The 21,480-nt window shown below is 68.9% G+C and carries 24 protein-coding genes; 10 read left to right on the forward strand and 14 right to left on the reverse strand.

Annotated elements, in window-relative coordinates:
- Nucleotides 1-235: 235 nt before the first annotated feature.
- The 6 genes from P1Y20_RS05240 to P1Y20_RS05265 all read right to left on the reverse strand — a co-directional run bounded on the left by P1Y20_RS05240 (nucleotide 236) and on the right by P1Y20_RS05265 (nucleotide 5,406).
- Nucleotides 236-1,249, reverse strand: coding sequence for a HEAT repeat domain-containing protein (locus P1Y20_RS05240; protein WP_304447604.1), 1,014 nt, complete (start codon nucleotides 1,247-1,249; stop codon nucleotides 236-238).
- Nucleotides 1,250-1,315: 66 nt separating this feature from the next.
- Nucleotides 1,316-2,203, reverse strand: coding sequence for a phosphoribosyltransferase HisG-related protein (locus P1Y20_RS05245; RefSeq protein WP_304447605.1), 888 nt, complete (start codon nucleotides 2,201-2,203; stop codon nucleotides 1,316-1,318).
- A gap of 88 nt (nucleotides 2,204-2,291) precedes the next feature.
- Nucleotides 2,292-3,128 carry an MBL fold metallo-hydrolase gene (locus P1Y20_RS05250; RefSeq protein WP_304447606.1) on the reverse strand — a complete coding sequence of 279 codons (837 nt, stop codon included), beginning with the start codon at nucleotides 3,126-3,128 and terminating at the stop codon, nucleotides 2,292-2,294.
- A 382-nt stretch (nucleotides 3,129-3,510) separates the two neighbouring features.
- Complete coding sequence (locus P1Y20_RS05255) at nucleotides 3,511-3,711, reverse strand: hypothetical protein (RefSeq protein WP_304447607.1); 201 nt, start codon at nucleotides 3,709-3,711, stop codon at nucleotides 3,511-3,513.
- Nucleotides 3,712-4,374: 663 nt separating this feature from the next.
- Nucleotides 4,375-4,782 carry a YlbF/YmcA family competence regulator gene (locus P1Y20_RS05260; protein ID WP_304447608.1) on the reverse strand — a complete coding sequence of 136 codons (408 nt, stop codon included), beginning with the start codon at nucleotides 4,780-4,782 and terminating at the stop codon, nucleotides 4,375-4,377.
- A gap of 24 nt (nucleotides 4,783-4,806) precedes the next feature.
- Nucleotides 4,807-5,406 (reverse strand): flavodoxin domain-containing protein, encoded by a 600-nt coding sequence (locus P1Y20_RS05265; protein WP_304447609.1) that lies wholly within the window; start codon nucleotides 5,404-5,406, stop codon nucleotides 4,807-4,809.
- 41 nt (nucleotides 5,407-5,447) lie between these two features.
- Here P1Y20_RS05265 and P1Y20_RS05270 point away from each other — a divergent pair, with 41 nt between their 5' ends.
- Both P1Y20_RS05270 and dph2 read left to right on the forward strand, forming a co-directional pair.
- Nucleotides 5,448-5,744 (forward strand): DUF7130 family rubredoxin-like protein, encoded by a 297-nt coding sequence (locus P1Y20_RS05270; protein ID WP_304447610.1) that lies wholly within the window; start codon nucleotides 5,448-5,450, stop codon nucleotides 5,742-5,744.
- A gap of 69 nt (nucleotides 5,745-5,813) precedes the next feature.
- Nucleotides 5,814-6,863 (forward strand): diphthamide biosynthesis enzyme Dph2, encoded by a 1,050-nt coding sequence (dph2, locus tag P1Y20_RS05275; protein WP_304447611.1) that lies wholly within the window; start codon nucleotides 5,814-5,816, stop codon nucleotides 6,861-6,863.
- A 29-nt stretch (nucleotides 6,864-6,892) separates the two neighbouring features.
- Here dph2 and lipP1 read toward each other — a convergent pair whose 3' ends face one another.
- A complete protein-coding gene (lipP1, locus tag P1Y20_RS05280; RefSeq protein WP_304447612.1) occupies nucleotides 6,893-7,834 on the reverse strand; it encodes a LipP1 family hormone-sensitive lipase in 942 nt (313 codons plus the stop codon).
- Nucleotides 7,835-7,922: 88 nt separating this feature from the next.
- Here lipP1 and P1Y20_RS05285 point away from each other — a divergent pair, with 88 nt between their 5' ends.
- A complete protein-coding gene (locus P1Y20_RS05285) occupies nucleotides 7,923-8,798 on the forward strand; it encodes a cell division protein CdpA domain-containing protein (protein WP_304447613.1) in 876 nt (291 codons plus the stop codon).
- A gap of 75 nt (nucleotides 8,799-8,873) precedes the next feature.
- On the forward strand, nucleotides 8,874-9,953 hold the full coding sequence (locus P1Y20_RS05290; RefSeq protein ID WP_304447614.1) for a cell division protein FtsA: 1,080 nt from the start codon (nucleotides 8,874-8,876) through the stop codon (nucleotides 9,951-9,953).
- Nucleotides 9,954-9,957: 4 nt separating this feature from the next.
- On the opposite strand, the gene P1Y20_RS05295 is transcribed toward P1Y20_RS05290, so the two are convergent.
- Nucleotides 9,958-10,128 (reverse strand): zf-TFIIB domain-containing protein, encoded by a 171-nt coding sequence (locus P1Y20_RS05295; protein ID WP_304447615.1) that lies wholly within the window; start codon nucleotides 10,126-10,128, stop codon nucleotides 9,958-9,960.
- An 81-nt stretch (nucleotides 10,129-10,209) separates the two neighbouring features.
- Between P1Y20_RS05295 and P1Y20_RS05300 the strand changes: the two genes are divergently transcribed.
- A complete protein-coding gene (locus P1Y20_RS05300) occupies nucleotides 10,210-10,821 on the forward strand; it encodes an METTL5 family protein (protein WP_304447616.1) in 612 nt (203 codons plus the stop codon).
- 1 nt (nucleotide 10,822) lies between these two features.
- Here P1Y20_RS05300 and P1Y20_RS05305 read toward each other — a convergent pair whose 3' ends face one another.
- Together P1Y20_RS05305 and P1Y20_RS05310 are read right to left on the reverse strand one after the other, a co-directional pair.
- Entirely contained in the window at nucleotides 10,823-12,451 is a 1,629-nt protein-coding gene (locus P1Y20_RS05305) for a rhomboid family intramembrane serine protease (RefSeq protein ID WP_304447617.1), read from the reverse strand.
- A gap of 47 nt (nucleotides 12,452-12,498) precedes the next feature.
- A complete protein-coding gene (locus P1Y20_RS05310; protein ID WP_304447618.1) occupies nucleotides 12,499-13,581 on the reverse strand; it encodes a phosphotransferase family protein in 1,083 nt (360 codons plus the stop codon).
- Nucleotides 13,582-13,713: 132 nt separating this feature from the next.
- On the opposite strand from P1Y20_RS05310, the gene P1Y20_RS05315 reads away from it, so the two are divergent.
- The 3 genes from P1Y20_RS05315 (at nucleotide 13,714) to P1Y20_RS05325 (ending at nucleotide 16,238) form a co-directional block, all read left to right on the forward strand.
- Complete coding sequence (locus P1Y20_RS05315) at nucleotides 13,714-14,922, forward strand: acyl-CoA dehydrogenase family protein (protein WP_304447619.1); 1,209 nt, start codon at nucleotides 13,714-13,716, stop codon at nucleotides 14,920-14,922.
- Nucleotides 14,923-15,037: 115 nt separating this feature from the next.
- Nucleotides 15,038-15,802, forward strand: a complete 765-nt coding sequence (locus tag P1Y20_RS05320; protein ID WP_304447620.1) for an SIR2 family NAD-dependent protein deacylase — start codon at nucleotides 15,038-15,040, stop codon at nucleotides 15,800-15,802.
- 34 nt (nucleotides 15,803-15,836) lie between these two features.
- The gene (locus P1Y20_RS05325) at nucleotides 15,837-16,238 is read left to right on the forward strand and encodes a cupin domain-containing protein (protein ID WP_304447621.1); all 402 of its coding nucleotides are present in this window, start codon (nucleotides 15,837-15,839) and stop codon (nucleotides 16,236-16,238) included.
- A gap of 9 nt (nucleotides 16,239-16,247) precedes the next feature.
- Here the strand turns inward: P1Y20_RS05325 and P1Y20_RS18840 are convergent, their stop codons facing one another.
- Together P1Y20_RS18840 and P1Y20_RS05330 are read right to left on the reverse strand one after the other, a co-directional pair.
- Nucleotides 16,248-16,406: a DUF7563 family protein gene (locus P1Y20_RS18840; protein WP_438359927.1), complete on the reverse strand. Its 159-nt coding sequence runs from the start codon at nucleotides 16,404-16,406 to the stop codon at nucleotides 16,248-16,250.
- 80 nt (nucleotides 16,407-16,486) lie between these two features.
- Nucleotides 16,487-16,732 carry a glutaredoxin family protein gene (locus P1Y20_RS05330; RefSeq protein WP_304447622.1) on the reverse strand — a complete coding sequence of 82 codons (246 nt, stop codon included), beginning with the start codon at nucleotides 16,730-16,732 and terminating at the stop codon, nucleotides 16,487-16,489.
- A 75-nt stretch (nucleotides 16,733-16,807) separates the two neighbouring features.
- Between P1Y20_RS05330 and P1Y20_RS05335 the strand changes: the two genes are divergently transcribed.
- Nucleotides 16,808-17,278 carry a redoxin domain-containing protein gene (locus P1Y20_RS05335; RefSeq protein ID WP_304447623.1) on the forward strand — a complete coding sequence of 157 codons (471 nt, stop codon included), beginning with the start codon at nucleotides 16,808-16,810 and terminating at the stop codon, nucleotides 17,276-17,278.
- Here the strand turns inward: P1Y20_RS05335 and P1Y20_RS05340 are convergent, their stop codons facing one another.
- On the reverse strand, nucleotides 17,279-18,502 hold the full coding sequence (locus tag P1Y20_RS05340) for an acyl-CoA dehydrogenase family protein (RefSeq protein WP_304447624.1): 1,224 nt from the start codon (nucleotides 18,500-18,502) through the stop codon (nucleotides 17,279-17,281). It abuts the gene before it with no gap.
- Between the two features lie 39 nt (nucleotides 18,503-18,541).
- The gene (locus P1Y20_RS05345; RefSeq protein WP_368662161.1) at nucleotides 18,542-20,164 is read right to left on the reverse strand and encodes a long-chain fatty acid--CoA ligase; all 1,623 of its coding nucleotides are present in this window, start codon (nucleotides 20,162-20,164) and stop codon (nucleotides 18,542-18,544) included.
- 127 nt (nucleotides 20,165-20,291) lie between these two features.
- Between P1Y20_RS05345 and P1Y20_RS05350 the strand changes: the two genes are divergently transcribed.
- On the forward strand, nucleotides 20,292-21,449 hold the full coding sequence (locus tag P1Y20_RS05350) for a CaiB/BaiF CoA transferase family protein (protein WP_304447626.1): 1,158 nt from the start codon (nucleotides 20,292-20,294) through the stop codon (nucleotides 21,447-21,449).
- Nucleotides 21,450-21,480: the final 31 nt, after the last annotated feature.

Consider the following 21,480-nt stretch of genomic DNA (forward strand, 5'->3'; position numbering starts at 1 on the left):
GAGCATAAGTCGTGCAGTCCGCCCCGACACCTCGGCAGGGAGTCCGTCCCGTTCCCGCCGTCACCTCCCCCAGCGCCGGGGCCGCCCGCACACCCCCACAGCAGGCCGCCAGCGACGACCGCCCCGCCGTACCTCACGTACTCCCGTCGCGTCGGTGCTCCCCGCGGACGTTCCTCTGCCATCATTTTTTACAACGCGTCTAACTCGGTGGAGTCGCTCCGACTCCTGGGCCGGTCTAAGTTCTGGGTCGCGGGGAGCCACATCGGGGGCACGTCGGCGGGCCGTGCGCCGGTAGTGCGAGTCCACAGGACGGACACTCGCCGCCGTCGGGTGCCGTCATCGCCGCGGCGGCCTCCTCGACCGTTCCGCGGACGGCCTCGGTCGTCCCGACGTCGGCGGGCCACTCCTCTCCGGACGCATCCGCCCGCGCGGCGAGCGCGAAGCGCGCGCGTTCGGCCGCGAACGCCTCCTCGTGGTCGGTCAGCGTCTCGAGGAGGGAGACGGGGAGCCAGTCGTCGGCTCCCTCGGCCCGGGCGGCCAGTCCGAGCGCCTCCGCCGCCCGCCCGCGAACGAACGGGTCTCCGTCGTCGAGCCGGTCGACGAGGACGTCGCGGCGGGCGACGAGGCCGCCCGGATGGTCACACCCGACGGCCACGAGGGCCGTACAGAGGTAGTACCGGACGAGGGCGGCGTCGTCGTCCAGGTGGGCGGCGAGGCTCCCCGTCAGGTGCCGGAGGCGTCGGGGGTTCCCGAGCGCGACGTACGCCAGCGCCTTCGCCAGTTTCTCCTTGACCTCGGGCTCGTCGAACGACAGCCCCACCCGGAGGTCGGCGAGCACGTCCGGGGTGGCGGCCTCCGCGGGACACTCGACGGCGACGTAGCCGAGCGCCTCGGCCGAGCGAGCGCGGACGTAGTAGAACTCCCCGTCGTCCGCGAGCCGTCCCGCGAGCGTCGGGACGGCGTCGACGCAGCGCTCGGGGAACACCTCGGCGAGCACGACGAACAGTTTGACCGCCGTCAGTCGAACCGAGCGTTCCTCGTCCGTGAGGAACGGCGTGAGAGGCGAGACGAGCGGCGCGAGCGACGCCGGACGCTCGGCCGCGACCCGCCGGAGCGTCCGGAGCGTCTCCGTCCGGACGCCGGCGTCGGCGGTACGACAGCGGTCGAGACACGCGCTCGCTCCGTCGACATCGCCGTCGTCGAGGAGCGTCAGGAGGTCGTCGGGGAGGGGGGGAGCGGCATCGTCCATCAGCGACGGTGGCGAAGCGTCGGGACGGACGCACAAAAACGCCAGGGGGCGGGGTGCGCCGGGGAGCTACTGGCCGGCCGGCAGTTCGGTCGCCGCCACGTCGAACAGCGCTTTCACCTGCGCCTCGGCGTCGGTGACCTCGTTCCTGTTCTCGAGGAGCACCGTCTCGCTCGGGAAGAGCCGTTGCCCGAGGACGAGTCCGTGGTCGCGCGCGGTCGACCCGGTGACGGTGACGTACACGCCGAGGCCGGCGTCGGCGATGGCCTCCTCCTCGGTCTCGGCGTCGGCAGGGTAACAGAACTCGACGCCCTCGGCCGCGCGCGTCCCGAGGACGGCCTCGACGAGGCGCTCGTAGCGAGGGGAGATACACAGCGGCCCCTCGTAGTCGGCCACGAACGACCGGTCGAGGGGGCCGTCCGCGAGTTCGGGGGTGGCGAGCAGCGTGTGGTACACCGTATCCCCTAGGCCCGTGACGACGCGGACGTCCGTGTCGTGGGGGTCGATGCGGTCGTTCACGTCGGCGATGTCCGTCAGCGCGTCGGCCTCCAGTCCGACGACCTCCTCCAGGACGAGGTCGGCGCTGTCGAAGCCGAGGGCGAACTCGTGCTTCCGGAGGGCGCGAAACGGCTCCTCGCGGCCGACGAGGTGGACGTCGTGGTCGCCCGCCCGGACCGTCACCGAGTCGAAGACGATGCGTCGCGGGAGGCCACCCCGGGAGTCGCGGAGGAGCGTGTACTCCGGTTCGGTCGGGTCGCGGTGGTCGCTGTAGTCGGCCAGCCGCTCGTAGACCGGCCGGTCCGGCTGCTGGCTCCCCTTCGTTATCGCCTTCTCGTAGCGGAGCGTCGAGATGATGTCGTCGGCGAGCGCCTGCGCCCCCGTCCGGGCGGCGAGGCGTTCGAGCACCGCCTCGAGCGGCCGTCCCTTCCGCGGAACGGCGACGCTGATAGTAGCCATTACCGGACGAACTCGCCGCGGAGATAAAACGAATCCGGTCCTTCCGTGCGACCGATACGCACGGCGAGTACGAGGGGGAACGCGCCGTTCAGACGTCGGTCCGGTCGCCGATCTGGTGGACCTCGACGCGTCGCGGGGCGTCGAAACTCCGGGCGTGTTCGAACAGCGCCGTCGGGTCCGCGGTGAGCCCCTTCCACATGTCCCAGTGCGTGGGGAGGAGACGGTCGAGGTCGAGTTGCGCCGCCGCCTCGACGACCATGTTCTCGTCGGAGTACCACCGCGTGCGCGTCGGTTCGCCCGTCTCCTTGTCGGGAATCCGCCCGACGCTGCCGAAGGCGAGGACGCCGAGGTCGATGTCGAAGCGCTCGCCGACGCGCTCGAAGGCCTCCCCCGGGCGGGCGTCCCCGCCGTGGAAGAACGTCCGGCCGGCGTGTTCGAACACGTAGGAGACGGGGTGGTCGGCGTCCGGGTCGTTCGCCGCCGCGACGTGGACCGTCACGCCGCCCACCTCGAACGTGTCGCCCTCACCAACCTCGACGAGTTGCTCGCGCGCGACGTCCCACTCGCCGGTCCAGTCCTCCTCCTCGACGACGTCGAGGCCCGCGTCCGGCGCGTAGAAGTCCGCCCCCGTGCCCGCGAGGATGGGTGCCTGACTCGGCCCGTGGACGTGGTCGGTGTGCTCGTGCGTGGCGAGGACGGCGTCCGCCTCGCGCACGTCCGTCGGGTCGAACGGAACGGGTATCATGCGGACGGTCCGGGGCGGGTCGCCGGTACCGAGGTAAGGGTCGACGAACAGCGTCGTCCCGTCGCTCGCCTTCACGACGAACCCGTTGCAACCGAGATACCAGACCGCGAGGCCGTCGGGGTCCGCTTCCTCGACTGCGCGGAGGAGCCAGTCGCCCCAGTCGGAGTGCACGTCGTCCATATCGGGGCCAGTCGCGCCAGGCACGTCAATCCACCTTTTATCCACGACCGGGGGCCGAAGACCCCCGGAGGGTAAAATCTGGACCAAAAGGCTTCCCTCACCCCCTCAGTCGCGTCGCTCCTTCGAGGGTTCGGTCACCCCGCTCGGCGCGTGCGCGCCTCGCGGTACGACACGCAGTATCACCGCACTGCAGTGGTTGTCGGTATTGGTAGACTGGTGCCGCGAGTGTATCGACCAGCAACTCGCCGAGTCTCAGGTTCCACCCTGTTCGGGTGGCGATCAAGTCGGATCATCTCATATTTTTCCGGGGCTACTCGGCGGTGGCGTGGGTGGGCGTCTGGTGTGACGACAGATATAGGACGATATATCTGAACATCGGGAATTAAAGCCCAGTTCGTTCAGACAGTACTATCCAGACTGCGAGTCCGAGAAAGATCCCCATACCGGCCCCCATGGGACCGATAAGAGGATTTCCGGTGATGAATCCGGTTGAAAAACCGAGCATCATCCCGATAATAATACCGAAGGCTATGCAATAGGCGAGTAGCTCATCGTCGCTTAATCCTTCGGCGAATTTGACCATGCCTCTGAGTGGAAAACAAGCAGAATATCTCTTCCTGTAAGTGATCTCTGTTGAATCGGCTCTCCGGTGTGGTCCACCTTCTCATCTCCATCGACGAATTCAGGACGAGAAGTACAGAACAGAATCAGTAGTGAAACACGCACGCTCTCTGTCTACCAAACGCGGCAATCGATGCACTGGCTCGTTCCCCGGAAAGAAGTAGCGATTCGACAGTAGCTTCGTCGCTCGTGTGACGGTACAGTGGACACTCCGGGTTCCACTTCAGTGTGAGAGCGCAGTCGCTCTTCGAGTGTAGAGATAGACGGGGTAGGTCAGGCAGCGGCAACTACACGTGGAAACCACGTGAGTCGAAAGGTGGCTGCCTGACCGTGCCGTCTCTCACCTCCTACCAGCTATCGACGTAAAGCCTCTGCGGTACGCCGCGATGGCGGGTACGGTGTGTGTCAAGTGTACTCGGGTATTCCACTGCGTGGCGTCCGCGCGAGTGCAAACGAACGCGGTTCACCGCGAGGCGCGCACGCGTCGAGCGGGGCGACCGAACCCTCGAAGGAGCGACGCGACTGAGGGGGTGAGGGAAGCCGTTCAGTCCCATTGTGAGACGCTTCGCGTCTCACAGGCTCCCAGCAAGCGAAGCTTCTGGGAGAGCGTTTACCCGGTGGGTGGCTAGTCCTGACAGCAGCCGCCGGCCTTCTCGCCGAAGTCGACGCCGAGGGGCGCGGAGACCATCTCGTTGAGTTCCTGGAGCGTCAGTTCGAGGTCGGACTGCGCGCGGAGGTACTCGTTCATGACGGGGAGTTCGTGGAGTTCCTGCTGTGCGCGCTGGAGTTCGCGCAGGTCGTCGTTGGTCGCGGAGCCGGCCTGGCGGGCGAGCATGAAGTCCTCGCGCAGCCCCTCGAACTCCTGGATGCGCTCCTGGGCTTCGTCGTCGCTCTCGACTGCCGCCTTCGCCTCCGCGAAGTCCTGGTACGCCGGCAGGCGCTCGATGGCCTGGCCGAGTTCGCTCGCGAGTCGCGTCGCTTCCGCTTCGGGTGACGGTTCGCTCTCGGCGTCCGGCGTGGTTTCGATGCTCATACCACCGCTTAGGACCGGGCGTGTTTAGGTGTGGCGAACGTCGTCCAGGTCGGCCGCGACCGCCTCCGCGAACGCCGTCACCTCGCCCCAGTCGGTGTACTCGTAGTCCCGCGCGGTGTCCGTGTCGCCCCCCTCGCGCCCCGCGATACGCTTCAGCACGAAGCGCTGTACCGGGCCGTACTGCGAGTAGACGAGCGCCCCGCCGAAGTCGCCGACGTGGTCGGGCGACCAGTCCGCGCCCTCCAGAAACTCGTCGACGAGGGCACGGGAGGCCGCGACGCTCTCGCTTCGCTCGCTGGCCGCCGAGAGGCTCACCTGGAAGAACCCCGAGGGTCGCGACGCGAGTACGTCCCGGTTGGCCTCGACCCACCGCCTGACGTACGCGTGGTGGCGTCCCCCGTGGACGGAGTCGCCGACGACGACGGCGTCGTAGCGCGCCGGGGCGAGCGACTCGGGGAGGTGTCTGCCGTGGACGAGTTCGACCTCGTGGCCGCGGCCGACGAGGACGCCCGCGACGTGGTGCGCTATCTTCTCGGTCTGTCCCTCCGACGTGCCGTAGACGAGCAGGACGGACGCCATGTCGAGGCTACACCGCCGGGTCGGATAGGTCGTGTGGCGTGTCATCGGACAGCACTTTGATGCCCTCGGAGCGCGCTACACCATGTATGGCCAGTGAACCGACCGACCTCGTTGTGAAGCCCGGACAGCCGGTCTTCGACGAGGAGGGGAACGAACTGGGTATCATCAGGGGACTGACCGAGGAGGGGTTCCAGGTGCGGACCGGCGAGGCCGTCGGGCACGTCGACCTCGAACACGACCCCGGACAGGGGTTCGGCGAGGGCTACCTCGTCTGGCGCTGTGCGGAGTGTGGCGAGGTCGGCGACCTCGAGGACGGTCTGCCCGAGACGTGTCCGAACTGCGGCGCCCCGAAGGAGGACCTCTACGCCTGGACGGAGGACTGAGCGTGTCACTCGTCCTGACGGGTCGGACGAATCACACACGTTAACCGCGCGGAGCCATTGCTCACGGCAATGAGTCAGGAGTCGGAGTTCTCCGAGGGCGACCTCCGGAACACGGGGCTGTCGCTCAAACACGACCGCGAGTGGGACTACGAACTCGAGCGCATCGTCGAGGCCGTCGAGGAGCGCGACGCGACGAAGGTCGGCCTGCAGTTCCCCGAGGGCCTGAAGCGCCGCGGGTCGGCCGTCGCCGACGACCTGCGCGAACTGCTCGGCGAGGAGGTGCGCGTGCTCATCTCGGGCCAGCCCTGTTACGGCGCCTGCGACCTCGACACCTACCTGATGCGCCGGACGGACGTGTTCGTCCACTTCGGCCACTCCCCGATGAAGGAGTCCGAGAAGATCATCTACGTCCCGCTGTTCTCGAACGTCGAGGTGACGCCCATCGTCGAGGAGTCGCTCGCGGAACTCGCGGACCCCGCAGACGACCCCGACGTCGGCCTCGTGACGACCGCCCAGCACATGAACAAGTTCGACGAGATGCGGACCTTCCTCGAGGAACGGGGCTACGAGGTCCACACCCGCCGCGGCGACGAGCGTCTCACGAACGAGGGACAGGTCCTCGGCTGTAACTACGCCAGCGCGGACGTCGGCGCCGACCAGGTGCTCTACGTCGGCGGCGGGAAGTTCCACCCGCTCGGCCTGGCGATGGAACACCCCGAGAAGAAGGTGATCATCGCCGACCCCGTCAACAACGTCGTCACGGTCGCCGACACCGAGACGTTCCTCAAGCAGCGCTTCGCGTCGGTCCACAAGGCGATGGACGCCGAGCGCTGGGGCGTCATCTTCTGTACGAAGATCGGCCAGGGGCGCTGGGACGTCGCCACGGACATCGTCGAGGAGAACGAGAACGCCTACCTGCTGACGATGGACGAGGTGACGCCCGACCGCCTGCGGAACTTCGACTTCGACGCCTTCGTCAACACCGGATGCCCGCGCATCACGACCGACGACGGCCCGCGCTTCCACAAACCGATGCTCACCCCCGGCGAGTACGAGATCGCCGTCGGCAACGAACCGCTCGACTCCCTCTCGTTCGACACCTTCCACGGAACGTGGTAGGCGAGCGTGGCGGGCGCTGAGTTCGGCACCTACGACGAGAACGTCTCCTGCAGGTCGTTCGCCACGTCGTCGAGCGACTCGCCCGCCGCGTCGACGAACTCCTCCATGCTGGAGAAGCCGTGAATCATCCCGTCGTAGTGGTGGTGCGTCACCGGGACGCCGGCGTCTCCTAACCGGTCGCCGTACTCGCGGCCCTCGTCGCGCAGCGGGTCGAACTCGGCGGTGACGACCGTCGCCGGCGGGAGGCCCGAGAGGTCGGCGGCGAGCAGCGGCGCGGCGTACTCGTTTCGCTGGTCGGTCGCCCGGGTGATGTAGCGCTCGTAGAACCAGCGCATGCTCTCGGTCTCGAGGAAGTAGCCCTCGCCGTTCTCCTCGTAGCTCTCGAAGTCGTGGACCAGCGGCGAGGCGACGGCCGGGTAGAGGAGCACCTGGTGGGCGACGTCGGGGCCGCCGTGGTCGCGGGCCATGAGCGTGACGCCGGCGGTGAGGTTGCCGCCGGCGCTGTCGCCGCCGACGGCGACGCGGTCCGTGTCGATGTCGACGCGCTCGCCGTTCTCGACGGTCCACTCGACGGCCGCGTAGGAGTCCTCCAGCGCCGCCGGGAAGGGGTGTTCGGGCGCGAGGCGGTAGTCGACGCTGAGGACAGCGCAGTCGGCGCGGGTGACGATGCCCCGGCACGTCGCGTCGTGGGTGTCGAGGCCGCCGAGCACCCACCCCCCGCCGTGGAGGTAGACGAGCGCGGGGTGGGGGCCCTCGGCCTCGGGGAGGTAGAGCCGAACCGGGATGTCCGTCTCCGGGCCGGGAATCGAGAAGTCGGCCACGTCGCCGACGGGGTCGGGGTCCTCGTCGGTGAAGAACTCCTCCAGCGCCGACCGGGCGCTCGTCACCGACAGCGCGTGCGTCGGCGGGCGGGGGACGGAGTCGAGGAGGTCGAGGACGGCCTGTGCCTGTGGGTCGAGTTCACGAGCCATGCGGTGAGATGGCACACGGTCGACTTAACAGCTGAGGGTGATTCCGGTTACACGAAAGGTCTTATAGTTAGATACGTATTGTCGTGCAATGATTGGCGACGAGACGACCGACCGCCTCGTGGCGTGGTACAGGCGACACATCGGCGAACCCGAACGGCGCGTGGACGTCTACCTCGGGTTCGCGCTGTTCTTCGGCGGCCTCGGCCTCGGCCTCGCCGGACTGACGGTGTTCGTCTACGAGCAGACCCTGACCGCCCCCGGGAAGGTCTACTGGCTCCGCGAGATCGCCTTCGCCGTGGGCGCGACCGGCCTCCCGACGCTCCTGCTCGGCGTGACGGTCCTCCTGCCGGTCGAACGCCGCGCGCGCTACGGCGCGCTCGTCGGCGAGGCCATCTGCCTCGGCGCGGTCGCGTTCTTCCTCCGCGTCTACCCCTACCAGTGGGACGTCTCGACGGGGGCGGACTACAGCATGGAGGGCGTCGCCCTCTACGCCGTCGGCCTGGTGACGGTGCTCGCGGCGACGGCGGCCGCGCTCGTCGGCTACCACATCGACCGGGCCCAGCCCCGGAACGTGGACGAGGGCGAGCGAGACGACGACCCGACGGTCACCGACGAACAGGTCCGACGCGACATCGACGACGCGCTCGCGTCGACCGAACTCAACTGGGGTGGCGTCCGGAAAGTCGAGACGCGGTCGGTCAGATTCAGTGCGTCCGTCGACGACGAGTCCATCGACCGCTCGGGGTTCGACTCGGTGACGCCCAGCACGCACCGGGCGGCGGGCGTCGACGGCGCCGTCGCGGGCCTCCAGGGACTCCGGGGGAACGAGGACCGGAGCGAACGCGGGAGCGGGACCGACGACCAGGCGGCGGCGTTACGCGAACTCCGCGAGCGACAGGCGGCGACGCCCGACTCGAAACCGACGCTCCGGGAGCGGCTCGCGCGCCGCCTCGGACTGGACTGATTCGGAGAACGACTTTTATTCTTATGTTATAACAGTACGCAGTAAACTTATTACACAGTAGTGATAGGAACGGACATGGCAAAGGGCATAGACGTTGGCACGATGAACATCATCTCCGGTCGCCAGGAGGGCGACGAGACGGTGTTCGTACAGCAGCGCAACTCGTTCGTCGAGATAGAGCACTCCGACATGGCCGAGCAGATGCTCTCGCGGAGCGACGTCCTCCACATCCGGAAGGACGACGCGGTGTACGTCGTCGGCGACGACGCGCTCAACTTCGCGAACATCTTCAAACAGGAGACGCGCCGGCCCATGCAGCGGGGCATCCTCTCGAACGACGAGAAGAGCGCCATCCCGATGATGAAGCTCATCATCGAACAGGTCGCGGGCGAGCCGTCCCACCACCAGGAGCGCATCCACTACTCGGTGCCCGCGGACCCCATCGACTCGAACCTCTCGGTGCTCTACCACCAGAAGACCCTGGAGTCGTTCCTGCAGGACGCCGGCTACGACCCCGAACCCATCAACGAGGGGATGGCGGTCATCTACTCCGAACTGGCGGAGAACAACTTCACCGGCCTCGGCGTCAGTTTCGGCGCGGGCATGACGAACGTCTGTCTCGCCTACTACGCCGTCCCCGTGATGACGTTCTCCATCGCCCGCGGGGGCGACTGGATCGACGAGCAGGCCGCGCAGGCGACCGGCAAGCCCATCGACAAGGTCACCTCAATCAAGGAGGACGACTTCGAACTCGACTTCCGGACGGACGTCGGGGGCGTCGAGGGTGCGCTCGCCATCTACTACGAGAACCTGCTCGACTACGTCGTCGAGAACATCGCCCGCGAGGTGGACGAGGAGGACATCGAGGAGGGTCTCGACGTCCCCGTCGTCGTCACCGGCGGCACGTCGAGTCCCCGCGGGTTCGAGGCGCTGTTCGCCGACCACCTGAAGGACGCGAACATCCCGTTCTCCATCAGCGACGTCCACAGCGTCGACGACCCGCTCTACAGCGTCGCCCGCGGCGCGCTCGTCGCGGCGCGCAGCGAGGAGGGCGAGGACCAGGGTCGACCGAACCGCAGCGAACCCGTCGAGTCGTCCGTCTCGGACGAGGACGACGCGGAGGCCGAGGAAGCCGAAGCCTCCGCCGAGAACTGACCTCTCACTCCTTCCCGTAGAAACGCTCGAACGCCGCCGTCCAACTCTCGGGCGCCCGGCGTTCGCTCGTGTGGTCGACCGACACGCCGAGGTAGCCACAGCGCCGACAGGAGTGGGTCGCCCCGCCGCCGAGCGCGTAGCGCTCCAGCCTCGAATCACATCTCGGACAGGTCACTCTTTTAGACACGTCTGCTCCCGTGTGCGTCTGCCCGGCACGATGAAAAGCCTTCTGTCGACGACGCCTCTCTCCCACGCTATGGGACGGCGCACGCTCGAACGCGCGCTCGAAGCCGTCGCGGGGTTCGACGACCCGCGCGTCGAGCTGGAGCAGTACCCGACGCCCGCGCCGCTGGCCGCCCACCTCGTCCACCTCGCAGGGCTCCGCGGCGACCTCGACACGGTCCTCGACCTCGGCTGCGGGACGGGGATGCTCGCGTTCGGCGCGGCGCTCGCGGGCGCGCACCGCGTGGTCGGCGTCGACTGCGACCCCGAGGCGCTCGCCGTCGCCCGCGACAACGCGACGCGCCTCGATTGTGGGTCGGTCGCGTGGGTTCTCGGCGACGCGACACGTCCCCCCTGCTGTCCCGGCGACGCCGTGACGGTCCTCACGAACCCACCCTTCGGCGCACAGCGCGGCAACCGCCACGCTGACCGGGCCTTCCTCGCGAGCGCGAGCGACCTGGCGACGGTCTCCTACTCGATACACAACGCCGGGAGCCGCGCGTTCGTCGAGTCGTTCGTCGCCGACGCGGGCGGGACCGTGACCGACGCCTTCGCCGCCGAGTTCGACCTCGACCGCCAGTTCGACTTCCACACCGAGGCGCGCCGGACCATCGAGACGGAGGTCTACCGCGTCGAGTGGCGGTAGGTCACTCCCTGGTCGCGATGCGGACGCGCGTGTCGGACGTCTCCGCGTACAGCCGGGAGCCCGAGCGCGTGAACGTCAGGCCGGCGGTCGACGTCGACTGCTCGGCGGTAGGGAGGGCAGCGGTCCCGAGGGGTTCGCCGCCGTTCGACACCCGGAGCGTGAAGCGCTCGCCGGGGACGACCGTCACGTTCCGCCCGGCGACGGTCGGTTCCGCCCGGAGGGGGTCGTCGGTGTGCGCCAGCGTGCGCCGGTCCTCGTGTTCGAGGTGGACGGTCGCCGCGGTGTCGTTGCCGACGACCTCCCAGCCCGTCCGGTTGACCGACACCGTCTCGCGCCAGCCGAGGCCGCCGACGTGCACCTCGGAGGTGCCGTCGAAGGCGAGGCGGTCGGTCGACACCACCTCCCACCAGATGTGGCGCTCCTCGTTGACGACGATGACGCCGCTCGCGTTCACCGCCGCGGCGCTGGTCAGCGAGCCGACCTCGACCGTGGAGACGTACTGGTTGGCGACGCTCTCGGTGTAGAAGACGGTGTAGTCGCCGACCTCGAGGCTGTTGTCCTCGCCGACGCCCGCCTCCGCGTCGGCCACCACGAAGAAGTTGAACGGGACGGCGACCACCGAGAGCGCGAGGACCACGGCGAGGACGGTGCCGAACGACGCCTCCCGGTCGCTCAGGTCGAGACGGTCGACGAGCGTGCGGTCGCTCGCGCGCGACGCGCTCGCGAGCAGGACGGCGATGGCGAACGCGAGGCCGACGCCGACGGCGCGATAGAGCGTGAACACGCTCCCCGACCGCGGGAGGTACACCGCCCACAGCCCCTGGGAGACGACGAACAGGAGCGCGCCGCCCCAGACCCGGGCGGCGGGCGGGCGCTCGTCACGTGCGGCGAACAGGACCGCCCCGAGGAGCGCGCCGAGGAACAGACCGAGGGCGTGGCCCTGGATGGCGATGTCCGCCCACCACGGCGTGAGGTAGCCCGGACGCCCACCCTGCGTGAGCAGCGGTCGCCGGAGCGCGTCGTAACCCAGCGAGAGGAGGTCGCCGACGTACAGCGCGACGAGCGTCCCGACGGGGTAGCGCAGGAGCGCGAAGCCGGCGTAGGCGAAGACGACGCCCGAGAACCCGACCGACGGGCCGAGGGCGAACGCCCCGGTCAGGACGGCGACGAACAGCGACGCGCCGACGAACGCGCCGACGCGGGCGAACGGGTCCGTCCGGAGGGTCCTGAACGTCTGGACGCCCCGTTCGCGGGGGAAGTGCCCCCATGCGTACTCCGCGAGCGCCCCGAGCGTCAGCGTCGCGACGAGGTTGCCGAGCAGGTGGCCGAGGTCGGCGTGGGCGAACGACGAGACGAGCACGCCGAGGGGGTAGAAGTACGACCACGACCGGTAGGGGACGACCGTCGGCGACCGGGGATGTGCGAGGCCGTTCTGGACGAAGAGGTAGACGCAGACGACGACGCCGGCGACGACGAGCGTCCCCCACGGGACGCCGAGGAAGAGGCGGCCCCGAACCCGGCGTTTCGTCTCGTCGTCGAGGAAGCGCACGAACACGCCGAGCGAGACGGCGACCGCACCGAGGAGGAAGAACCGATGGAGGGAGAGCCAGTAGCCGTCGATGACCGCCATTACGATACGTGCGCCGTCGAGTGCCTTATAGCGTTACCTTCGACGGGTCAGAGCGGTTCCTCGCCGTCGATGATGCGCTGTGCGCGTGCCGCGAGTTGCGGGACGCCGTCGCGCATCCGGGGGTACATCGGGTCGTCGGAGTTCCCCTCCAGGTAGCGCCGGAAGAACATCTCGCCCAGCCCGGCGAGTTTGTACACCGCGAGCGTCCGGTAGAAGCGGTCGGCCTCCTCGTCGTAGGTGAAGCCGGTCCGCTCCTCGTAGCGCTCGACGAGGTCGCGTCGGGTGGGGTAGCCCTCGCGCGTCATGAAGTTCGTCGTGAGCGTGTCGGTGGCCGCCGGCGGGTCCGGGTCGCCCTCGTCCCACCAGTAGCTGAGCATCCAGCCGAGGTCGGTCAGCGGGTCGCCGAGCGTGCTCATCTCCCAGTCGAAGACGGCGGCGACCTCGGGGTCGTCGCCGGGCGCGTACATCACGTTGTCCAGTTTGTAGTCGCCGTGGACGAGCGCCGTCGGCGTCCCCTCGGGGACGTTCTCGGTGAGCCACTCCATCACGTCGTACAGCGTCGGTACCTCCCGTTCCTCGGCCGTGACGTCGAACGCCCACGTGAGCTGTTCGGACCAGCGTTTCACCTGCCGCTCGGTGAACCCCGGCGGGTAGCCCAGGTCGCCGAGGCCGACGGCCTCGTAGTCGACGGCGTGGATGCGCGCGAGCGTGTCCACGAGTTCCTCCCCGACGCGACGGCGCGCCTCGGGGGTGGCGAAACGCTCGGGTTCGCCCCCTCGGAGGACGTCGCCCTCGACGCGCTCCATCACGTAGAAGTCGCTGCCCATGACCGAGTGGTCCTCGCAGGCGAGCACGGTCGGCGGGAGCGGGACGTCCGTCCCCTGCAGGGCGTCGACGACGCGGTGTTCGCGGAGGACGTCGTGGGCGTTGTCCGCCACCTCGCCCGGCGGCGGCCGGCGGATGACGAGGTCGCGCTCCCCCCAGGTGACGAACAGCGTCTCGTTCGAGTGACCTTCCTGGTGGTGTTCGACGTGGTACTCCTCGGCGGGGCCGAGTTCGTCCTCGAGATAGTCGGCGAGTCGGTCCGTGTCGACGATGCGCTCGAAGTACTCCTCACTTCCCTCGCTCATGTGACGTACCTCCCATTGTTCACGCTGTCGCGGTCCGAGTACGAATAAGTTTGCGCACGCCGCGATTCGACCGAACGGTGTTCGGTCCGTCGCGCCCTATGAATTTACAATGGTGTGCTCGTAGGTTCGAACATGGAGTATCACGACTCACCCGAGGCGCGGGAACTCAGGGACCGCGCGCGAGCGTTCATGGACGAGGTCGTCATCCCGACCGAGCGGGAGCACCAGCAGGAGGGGGACGTCCCCTCGTCGGTGGTGGCCGACCTGCGCGAGGAGGCCCGCGAGTACGAGGTGTTCTGCCCACAGATAGACGAGGAGTGGGGCGGCATGGGCGTCGCCTTCCGCGACGTCCTCCCCCTGTTCGAGGAGGCGGGACGCTCCGTCCTCGGCGCGCCCGCGATGCGCGTCGACGCGCCCGACGAGGGGAACATGCACACCATCGAACTGGTGGGGACCGAGGAGCAGAAAGAGGAGTACCTGCGGCCGCTGGTCGCCGGCGACATCAACTCCGCGTTCTCGATGACCGAACCCAAGCAGGGGGCGGGGTCGGACCCGAAGATGATGCAGACGAAAGCGGAGAAGGACGGCGACGAGTGGGTCCTCGACGGCCACAAGTGGTGGACCACGCAGGGCAGCGAGGCGGACGTGTTCATCGTGATGGCCCGCACCGACATGGACGCCCACCCCTACGCCGGGACGTCGCTGTTCCTCGTGCCCGCCGACGCCGACGGCGTGACCATCGTCCGCGACATCCCCCACCTCAGCCAAGGGCTCATCCACAGCAGCCACGCCGAAATCGAGTACGACGGCGTCCGCATCCCCGAGGAGAACCTCCTCGGTACGCTGAACGAGGGGTTCACCCACGCCCAGCAGCGCCTCGGCCCCGCCCGTCTCACCCACTGCATGCGCTTCACCGGGATGGCGACGCGCGCGCTCGACATCGCGAAGGCGTACATGGCCGACCGCGAGGCGTTCGGGTCGACGCTCGACGAGAAGCAGGCCCAGCGCTTCGAGGTGGCCGACTTCGAGACCGAACTCCACGCCTCGCGCACGATGGTCCGCCACGCGGCCCGCGAGATAACCGAGGGCGGGGAAGCGCGCATCCCCGTCTCGATGTGCAAGGTGTTCGCGGCCAAGACCGCCCAAGGGGCCATCGACTTCTCGCTACAGGCCTGCGGCGGCGCGGGCATCAGCCGCGACCTCCCCATCTCGGACTTTTACCAGGCCGTCCGCGCCTTCCGTATCGTCGACGGCGCCGACGAGGTCCACAAGCGCGTCATCGCCCGCGATGCCTTCGAGGAGGTCGACGAGGGCGAACTGGCGAACCTCCCCGAGTTCTGAGTCCCTCCCCCTCCTCTCGCCGTCGCCGCCGCGAGCGACGCGTCCCTCCGGGTGACAGTGCGCGCCCGGACACCGTGGCCCGCGGGCTTTTGCGCCTGCATCGACTGTCACTCACATGGACGAGGACGCGAGTATCGACGACCGGACGCTCCGGTTCGCGGCGGGTGCGCTCGCGGACGCCGGGTCGGCCGTGGCGATGACGGGTGCGGGCGTGAGCACGGCGTCGGGTATCCCCGACTTCCGCGGTCCGGACGGCGTCTGGGCGCGGTACGACGCGGAAGACTTCCACATCAGCCGTTTCGAGGCCGACCCGGCGGGCTTCTGGGCCGACCGCCTCGACCTCGTCGACGACCTCCTCGGGGAGGGGCGCGAGCCGAACGCGGCCCACGAGGCGCTCGCCGCGCTGGAGCGCGAGGGCGTCCTCGAAGGGGTCGTCACGCAGAACGTCGACGGCCTCCACCAGGCCGCCGGGAGCGAGTCGGTCGTCGAACTCCACGGCAACGGCGAGCACGTCGTCTGCGTCGACTGCGGCGCTCGCGACGCCCTCGACGCCGTCCGCGACGGCGACCTCCCGCCGCGCTGTCCGGCGTGCGACGGCCTCTACAAGCCCGACGTCGTCCTCTTCGGGGAGCAACTGCCCGAGTACGCCTGGTACCGCGCCCACGCGATGGCGCAGAACGCCGGGGCGTTCCTCGTCGCCGGGTCGTCGCTCTCGGTCGAACCGGCCGCCAGCCTCCCCCGCGAGGCCGCCGCGAGAGGGACGACGCTCCTCCTCGTCAACCACGAACGCACCGCGCTGTCGGGGCGCGCCGAGTACGACTTCCGAGCGGACGTCACCGAGGCGCTCCCGGCGCTGGTCGACGCCGTCCGGGACTACTAGCTATTTACACACCCCGTCCGTGGGTGGTGCTGCCATGGGCTATCGAATCGTCCACACCGACGACGTACCGGTCACCGACCTCTCCGACATCGAGGAGATACCGCCGGACCTCGACATCCGTGCGGTCGACGAGGCGCTAGAGGCGGAGAACCTGAAGGTGAAACTCTGGTACTTCGACCCCGGTGAGGAGATACAGTACCACGCCCACGCCGAGCAGGAGGAACTGTACTACATCGTGCAGGGGACGTTCTCGCTCAAGGTGGGAGAGTCAGGAGAGGAGGAGTTCGTCGAGGCGGGGCCGGGGACGTTCTACGTCGCCGGCCCGATGACCGGCCACGGTCACCGGAACGTCGGCGAGGAGGAAGGGGTCATCCTCGCGCTCGGGGCGCCGGCCGTCGACGACCCGGGCCTCGACCCCCACAGCCTCGACGAGTAGGCCGGACAGTCAGTTCCCGCGCGAGGACCGCGCCTGTCGGATCTCCGCCCCGTCTCTCAGTTTGTCTTCGCACCGAGGGCACACCCGGACCGACTCCATCCCCTGGGGGGCGAACACTCGCACGTACGCTTCAGTCACAAACGAATCGCAGTTTTGGCAACTAGGCATCCTCGGCTACGTCGTTTCTCACAGGGACATATATATGTGTGTCACTCGGACTGAAATAACACGGCCTCGGACCCCGACGCTCAGTTCTCGCCGGAGGAGCGCTGGAGGTAGTCGACGATGTTCGCGCTCTCGGACATGGTGATGCCCCGCTCGTCGTCGACGAGGACGGGGACCGCGCGCTGGCCGGAGACGCGCTTGACCTCGTCGCGCTTCGAGTGGAGCCCTTCGACCCAGACGCTCTCGAAGTCGAGGTCCATCTCCTCCAGTTCGTCGACGACCAGTTCGCAGTACGGACAGCCCTCGAGTCGGTAGAGCGTGCGTGTCATACGCCCGGTGACGGCCGCCGGGGGCAAAAGCGCTCCGGGGCGTGGAGTTTTCCTCCCCGGGGACGAGTGGTGACCATGCCACCGACCGTTGGCGAGCGCGCCCCCGACTTCGAGTCGCTGCTCTGTACCGGCGAGACGTTCCGCTCGACGCGCCTCGACGAGGCGCTCGACGGCGGGTGCGTCCTCGTGTTCTCGGCGTTCTCCTTCTCCGCCATCGCGGAGAACTGGTGGAAGCGCTACGAGCGCGCCGGCTGGGCCGACTTCGACGTGCCCGTCCTCGGCGTCACCCGCGACGGCCCCTACGCACAGAACGCCTTCCTCCGGTATCTGGAGAGTCCGTTTCGTCTGTTCTCGGACGTCGACGGACGGGTCGGGGAGGCGTACGACCTCCTCGTCGAACGCGAGGGGATGGCGAACACGACGACGTCGTGGCGCGCCGTCTTCGTCCTCGACGCCGACCGCACCGTGACCTACGCGTGGGTCGCCGACGACTGGATCTCACCCGTCCCGCGCGAGGAGGTGGAGGAGGCGGTCGCTCAACTGTAACTACAGCACGCCCATCTGCTTGGCGATGGTGTTGAGCTGAATCTCGTCGGTCCCCTCGACGACCCGGAGGATGCGCGCGTAGTGGAGCACGTCCATGAACGGGTTGTCCTCCGAGAGGCCGCTCGCGCCGTGGACCTGGACCGTGGCGTCGGCCACCTCCCAGAGCGCCTGCGTCGAGAGCCACTTGAAGATGGAGGAGTCTTCTACCGTCTGCTGCCCGTCGTCCATCTTCCAGGCGAGTTTGTGCCCCGCCGCGTCGGCGGCGTAGACCTTCGCGCGCCCCGCCGCGAGTTCGTGCGAGACGCCCTGGAACGTCCCGATGGGCTCGCCGAACGCCTCGCGCTCGCGGGCGTACTCGGCCCCGCGGTCGAGGAGGAACTCGGCGTTGCCGACCGCCTCCGCGCCGAGTTCCATCCGCCCGAGCGAGAGGAACGCCATCGCGTCGTAGAACGCCTCGTCGACCCCGCCGAGTACCCGGTCGTCGGGGACGCGGACGTCGTCGAGGTGGACTTCGGCCTGCGTCCCGACCGACCCCACCGCGTTGTTGAAGCTCCCGACCTCGTACTCGTCGGCCTCGACGACGAAGCAGGTGATGCCGCCGTAGCGCCCCGCCTCCTCCTGTGGGGTCGTCCGGGCGAACACCTGCAGGAAGTCGGCGTCGGGGGCGTTCGTTATCCACTGCTTCGTCCCGTTGATGACCCACTCGTCGCCGTCGCGCTCGGCGCGCGTCGCCATGTTGGGCGAGTCCGACCCCGCGCCCGGTTCGGTCTGGGCGAACCCGGTCGACGTCTCGGCGCGCACCGTCGGCAGGAGGTACGCCTCTCGCTGCGCCTCGTCGGCCCCCAGCAGGAGCGGTTTCGGTCCCTCCGGGCCGGCGAGGACGTGCCGCGAGAGCCCCGGTCCGTGGCTCGCGACGTGCTTCTTCGCGCGGTACCACGTCACGTTCGAGACGCCCTCGCCGCCGACCTCCTCGGGCAGGTTCATGGCGTAGAAGCCCGCCTCGGCGCTCTTCTTCCGTATCGTCTCGATGGCCTCGCGCACCTCGGGGACGACCCGGCCGTCGGCCTCGTGGCGGCGGCGTGGGTTCGACCACGTCTCGCCCAGTTCCTCCTCGAGTGGGTCGACCTCCCGCTCGACGAAGTCGTCGAGGCTCTGTTCGATGAGCCGCCACTCCTCGGTGGTCTCGAAGCTCACGCCGGAGGAGGACGCGTCCTGTGTTGCCATACGACGACCTGCGGGCGGAGCGACTTAATCCTGTGTGAGCTACACGTCCCCCTCCTCCAGGACGACGTCGCCGTAGCGCTCGCGCAGGGTGCGCTTGTCGAACTTCCCGGTCGAGGTGCGGGGAATCTCGTCGACGAACTCGACGACGTCGGGGAGCCACCACGACGGGAAGCGGTCGGCGAGGTGGTCGCGGAGGGCCGCCTCGGAGGCGTCGTGCCCCTCCCGGAGGACGACGCAGGCGAGCGGGCGCTCCTGCCACTTCTCGTGGTCGACGGCGACGACGGTGGCCTCGGCGACGGCCTCGTGGGCCATCAGTTCGTTCTCCAGTTCGACGCTCGATATCCACTCGCCGCCCGACTTGATGACGTCCTTCGTGCGGTCCTTGACGTCGACGTAGCCCATCTCGTCCATCGTGGCGATGTCGCCGGTCCGCAGGAAGCCGTCCTCGGTGAACCCCGAGCGGGTGGCCTCGGGACGGTTGTGGTACTCGCCGACGACCCACGGCCCGCGGACCTGTAATTCGCCCATCGACTCCCCGTCGCGGGGGACGTCCTCGTCCTCGCCCTCGGCCCGGATACGGACCTCGACGCCGGGGACGGGCAGCCCCGCCATCGCACGGTAGCGGTACTGCTCCTCTTTCGGCCGGTCGCGCAGTTCCGTTCGCAGGGTGCTGAGCGTCCCGAGCGGGGTGGTCTCGGTCATCCCCCACCCCTGGATGATGGGGGCGTCGTAGCGCTCGTCGTACTTCCGGATGAGCGACTCGGGCGGGGCGCTCCCCCCGACGGTGAGGCGGTCGATGTTCGAGATGTCGACCTCGGGGTGCTCGTCGAGGTAGTCCGCCATCTCCAGCCAGATGGTGGGGACGGCTGCCGAGAGGGTGACCGCCTCCTCGTCGATGAGTTCGGCGACCGACCCCGGGTCGGTGTGGACGCCGGGGAGGACCTGCTTCGCGCCGACGAGCGTGGCCGCGTAGGGGAGGCCCCAGCCGTTGGCGTGGAACATCGGGACGACCGGGAGGACGACGTCGGACTCGCTGACGCCGTTGGCGTCGACGTGTCCGCACATGAGGCTGTGGAGGTAGACCCCCCGGTGGGTGTAGGCGACCCCCTTCGGCTTGCCCGTCGTCCCCGAGGTGTAGCACATGCCGCACTCCGCGTCCTCGTCGAGGTCGGGCCAGTCGTACTCGGTGGGGCGCCCCTCGATGAGGTCCTCGTAGGCGACGGCGTCGAGCGACGTCTCGGGCACCTCGTCGGCGAGGACGACGAACCGCTCGACCGTCTCGAAGGCGTCGGCGTTCGCCTCCACCTTCTCGATGAAGGCGGGGTCGACGAACAGCACCTCGTCCTCGGCGTCGTTGACGATGTACTGGAAGTGGGCGTCGGGCAGGCGCATGTTGCACATGTGTATCGACCGGCCCGAACACGGCGGCGCGAAGTACAGTTCGAGGTGGCGGAAGTGGTTCACCGCCACCGTCGCCACCCGACCCCCCTCGGAGACGCCGAGGTCGTCGAGCGCGTGGGCGAGCTGGCAGGTGCGGGCGTAGGCGTCCGCGTACGTGTAGCGGTGGACGCTCCCGTCGGGGCGCTTCGTGACTATCTCGCGGTCGGAAAAGAGGTCGACCGCACGGTCGAGGATACCCGTGAGCGTGAGCTGGACGTCCATCATGGCGTGGGTTGTGATTGCACACCAACAGTATAGTCGTTCCCCCCGGTCCCGAGCGTCGCCCGTCACCCCCCTCATCCCTCGCCCCCTGCCCGAACGTTAAGTCACAGGGGGCAGTCGCCGTCGTATGGACCTCCGTGGTATCCGCGTCCTCGACCTGACCCGACTGCTCCCCGGCCCGTACGCGACCCAGCTGTTCGCCGACCTGGGCGCCGACGTGGTGAAAGTCGAGGACGCGGGGACGGGCGACTACGCGCGACACATGCCACCACGGACCGACGAGGGGGTCGGTGCCGTCTTCGACGCCGTCAACAGGGGCAAGCGGAGCGTCGGTCTCGACCTCAAGAGCGAGGGGGGCCGCGAGGCGCTCGCCGCGCTGGTCGAGGAGGCCGACGTGGTCTTCGAGCAGTTCCGCCCGGGCGTCGCCGAGCGCCTCGGCGCGGACTACGAGACCGTGCGCGAGCACAACCCCGAGGTCGTCTACTGTTCGCTCACCGGCTACGGGCAGACGGGGCCGGAGGCCCAGCGCGCCGGCCACGACCTCAACTACGTCGGGCGGGCGGGCCTCCTCGACATGACCCGCCCGGAGACGCACGCCCCGCCGGTGATGCCCGGCTATCAGGTCGCGGACCTCGCGGGCGGCCTGTTCGCCGCCTTCGCCATCGCGAGCGCGCTTCTCGCGCGCGAGCACACCGGCGAGGGGACGTACGTCGACGTGGGGATGACCGACGTGGTGCTGTCGTTCTCGCAGGCGCTCGCACCGCAGGCACTGGCGGGCGACGACCCCCGTCCCCGGGAGACGCCGTTGACCGGCGCGTACCCGTGGTACGACGTCTACGAGGCGAAGGACGGGAACTACGTCACCTTCGCCGCGCTCGAACCGCCGTTCTGGGCGGCGTTCTGCGAGGCGGTCGAACGCGAGGACCTCCGCTCGCTCCACGGCACCGAGGACGAGGCGGAACTGGCGGCGCTGCGCGAGGCGCTCGCGGACACCTTCCTGACGCGGACGCGCGAGGAGTGGGTCGAGGCGTTCCGCGACGTCGACGGCACCGTCGACGGCGTCTACACCCCCGGCGAGGCCGTCGAGCACCCGCAGTTCGTCGAGCGCGGGATGGTCGAGCGCGGCGACGGGTCGCCCCGACTGGGCTTCCCCGCCGTCGTCGACCGCCCCGGGAGCGGGGAGTGGGTGCCGGGCCACGGCGAACACACCGACGAGGTGCTGTCCGAGGCCGGCCTCTCGGCGGAGCGACTCGCGGCCCTGCGCGATGCTGGCGCGATTCGCTGAGCGGGATTTATACCGTAGGCCGCGGTGGGTG

Origin of the sequence: Halomarina ordinaria (genome assembly GCF_030553305.1) — an archaeon.
Taxonomy (GTDB): Archaea; Halobacteriota; Halobacteria; order Halobacteriales; family Haloarculaceae; genus Halomarina; species Halomarina ordinaria.

Coding starts and splice junctions, on each gene's coding strand:
- P1Y20_RS05245 (WP_304447605.1), bottom strand. CDS start 2,203: ATGGCTACTATCAGCGTCGCCGTTCCGCGGAAGGGACGGCCGCTCGAG.
- P1Y20_RS05290 (WP_304447614.1), top strand. CDS start 8,874: ATGGCAAAGGGCATAGACGTTGGCACGATGAACATCATCTCCGGTCGC.
- P1Y20_RS05260 (WP_304447608.1), bottom strand. CDS start 4,782: ATGAGCATCGAAACCACGCCGGACGCCGAGAGCGAACCGTCACCCGAA.
- P1Y20_RS05350 (WP_304447626.1), top strand. CDS start 20,292: ATGGACCTCCGTGGTATCCGCGTCCTCGACCTGACCCGACTGCTCCCC.
- P1Y20_RS05335 (WP_304447623.1), top strand. CDS start 16,808: ATGCCACCGACCGTTGGCGAGCGCGCCCCCGACTTCGAGTCGCTGCTC.
- P1Y20_RS05330 (WP_304447622.1), bottom strand. CDS start 16,732: ATGACACGCACGCTCTACCGACTCGAGGGCTGTCCGTACTGCGAACTG.
- P1Y20_RS05270 (WP_304447610.1), top strand. CDS start 5,448: ATGGCCAGTGAACCGACCGACCTCGTTGTGAAGCCCGGACAGCCGGTC.
- P1Y20_RS05320 (WP_304447620.1), top strand. CDS start 15,038: ATGGACGAGGACGCGAGTATCGACGACCGGACGCTCCGGTTCGCGGCG.
- P1Y20_RS05255 (WP_304447607.1), bottom strand. CDS start 3,711: ATGGTCAAATTCGCCGAAGGATTAAGCGACGATGAGCTACTCGCCTAT.
- P1Y20_RS05325 (WP_304447621.1), top strand. CDS start 15,837: ATGGGCTATCGAATCGTCCACACCGACGACGTACCGGTCACCGACCTC.
- P1Y20_RS05265 (WP_304447609.1), bottom strand. CDS start 5,406: ATGACACGCCACACGACCTATCCGACCCGGCGGTGTAGCCTCGACATG.
- dph2 (WP_304447611.1), top strand. CDS start 5,814: ATGAGTCAGGAGTCGGAGTTCTCCGAGGGCGACCTCCGGAACACGGGG.
- P1Y20_RS18840 (WP_438359927.1), bottom strand. CDS start 16,406: ATGCCTAGTTGCCAAAACTGCGATTCGTTTGTGACTGAAGCGTACGTG.
- P1Y20_RS05315 (WP_304447619.1), top strand. CDS start 13,714: ATGGAGTATCACGACTCACCCGAGGCGCGGGAACTCAGGGACCGCGCG.
- P1Y20_RS05240 (WP_304447604.1), bottom strand. CDS start 1,249: ATGGACGATGCCGCTCCCCCCCTCCCCGACGACCTCCTGACGCTCCTC.
- P1Y20_RS05340 (WP_304447624.1), bottom strand. CDS start 18,502: ATGGCAACACAGGACGCGTCCTCCTCCGGCGTGAGCTTCGAGACCACC.
- P1Y20_RS05285 (WP_304447613.1), top strand. CDS start 7,923: ATGATTGGCGACGAGACGACCGACCGCCTCGTGGCGTGGTACAGGCGA.
- P1Y20_RS05250 (WP_304447606.1), bottom strand. CDS start 3,128: ATGGACGACGTGCACTCCGACTGGGGCGACTGGCTCCTCCGCGCAGTC.
- P1Y20_RS05300 (WP_304447616.1), top strand. CDS start 10,210: ATGGGACGGCGCACGCTCGAACGCGCGCTCGAAGCCGTCGCGGGGTTC.
- P1Y20_RS05305 (WP_304447617.1), bottom strand. CDS start 12,451: ATGGCGGTCATCGACGGCTACTGGCTCTCCCTCCATCGGTTCTTCCTC.
- lipP1 (WP_304447612.1), bottom strand. CDS start 7,834: ATGGCTCGTGAACTCGACCCACAGGCACAGGCCGTCCTCGACCTCCTC.
- P1Y20_RS05310 (WP_304447618.1), bottom strand. CDS start 13,581: ATGAGCGAGGGAAGTGAGGAGTACTTCGAGCGCATCGTCGACACGGAC.
- P1Y20_RS05345 (WP_368662161.1), bottom strand. CDS start 20,164: ATGGACGTCCAGCTCACGCTCACGGGTATCCTCGACCGTGCGGTCGAC.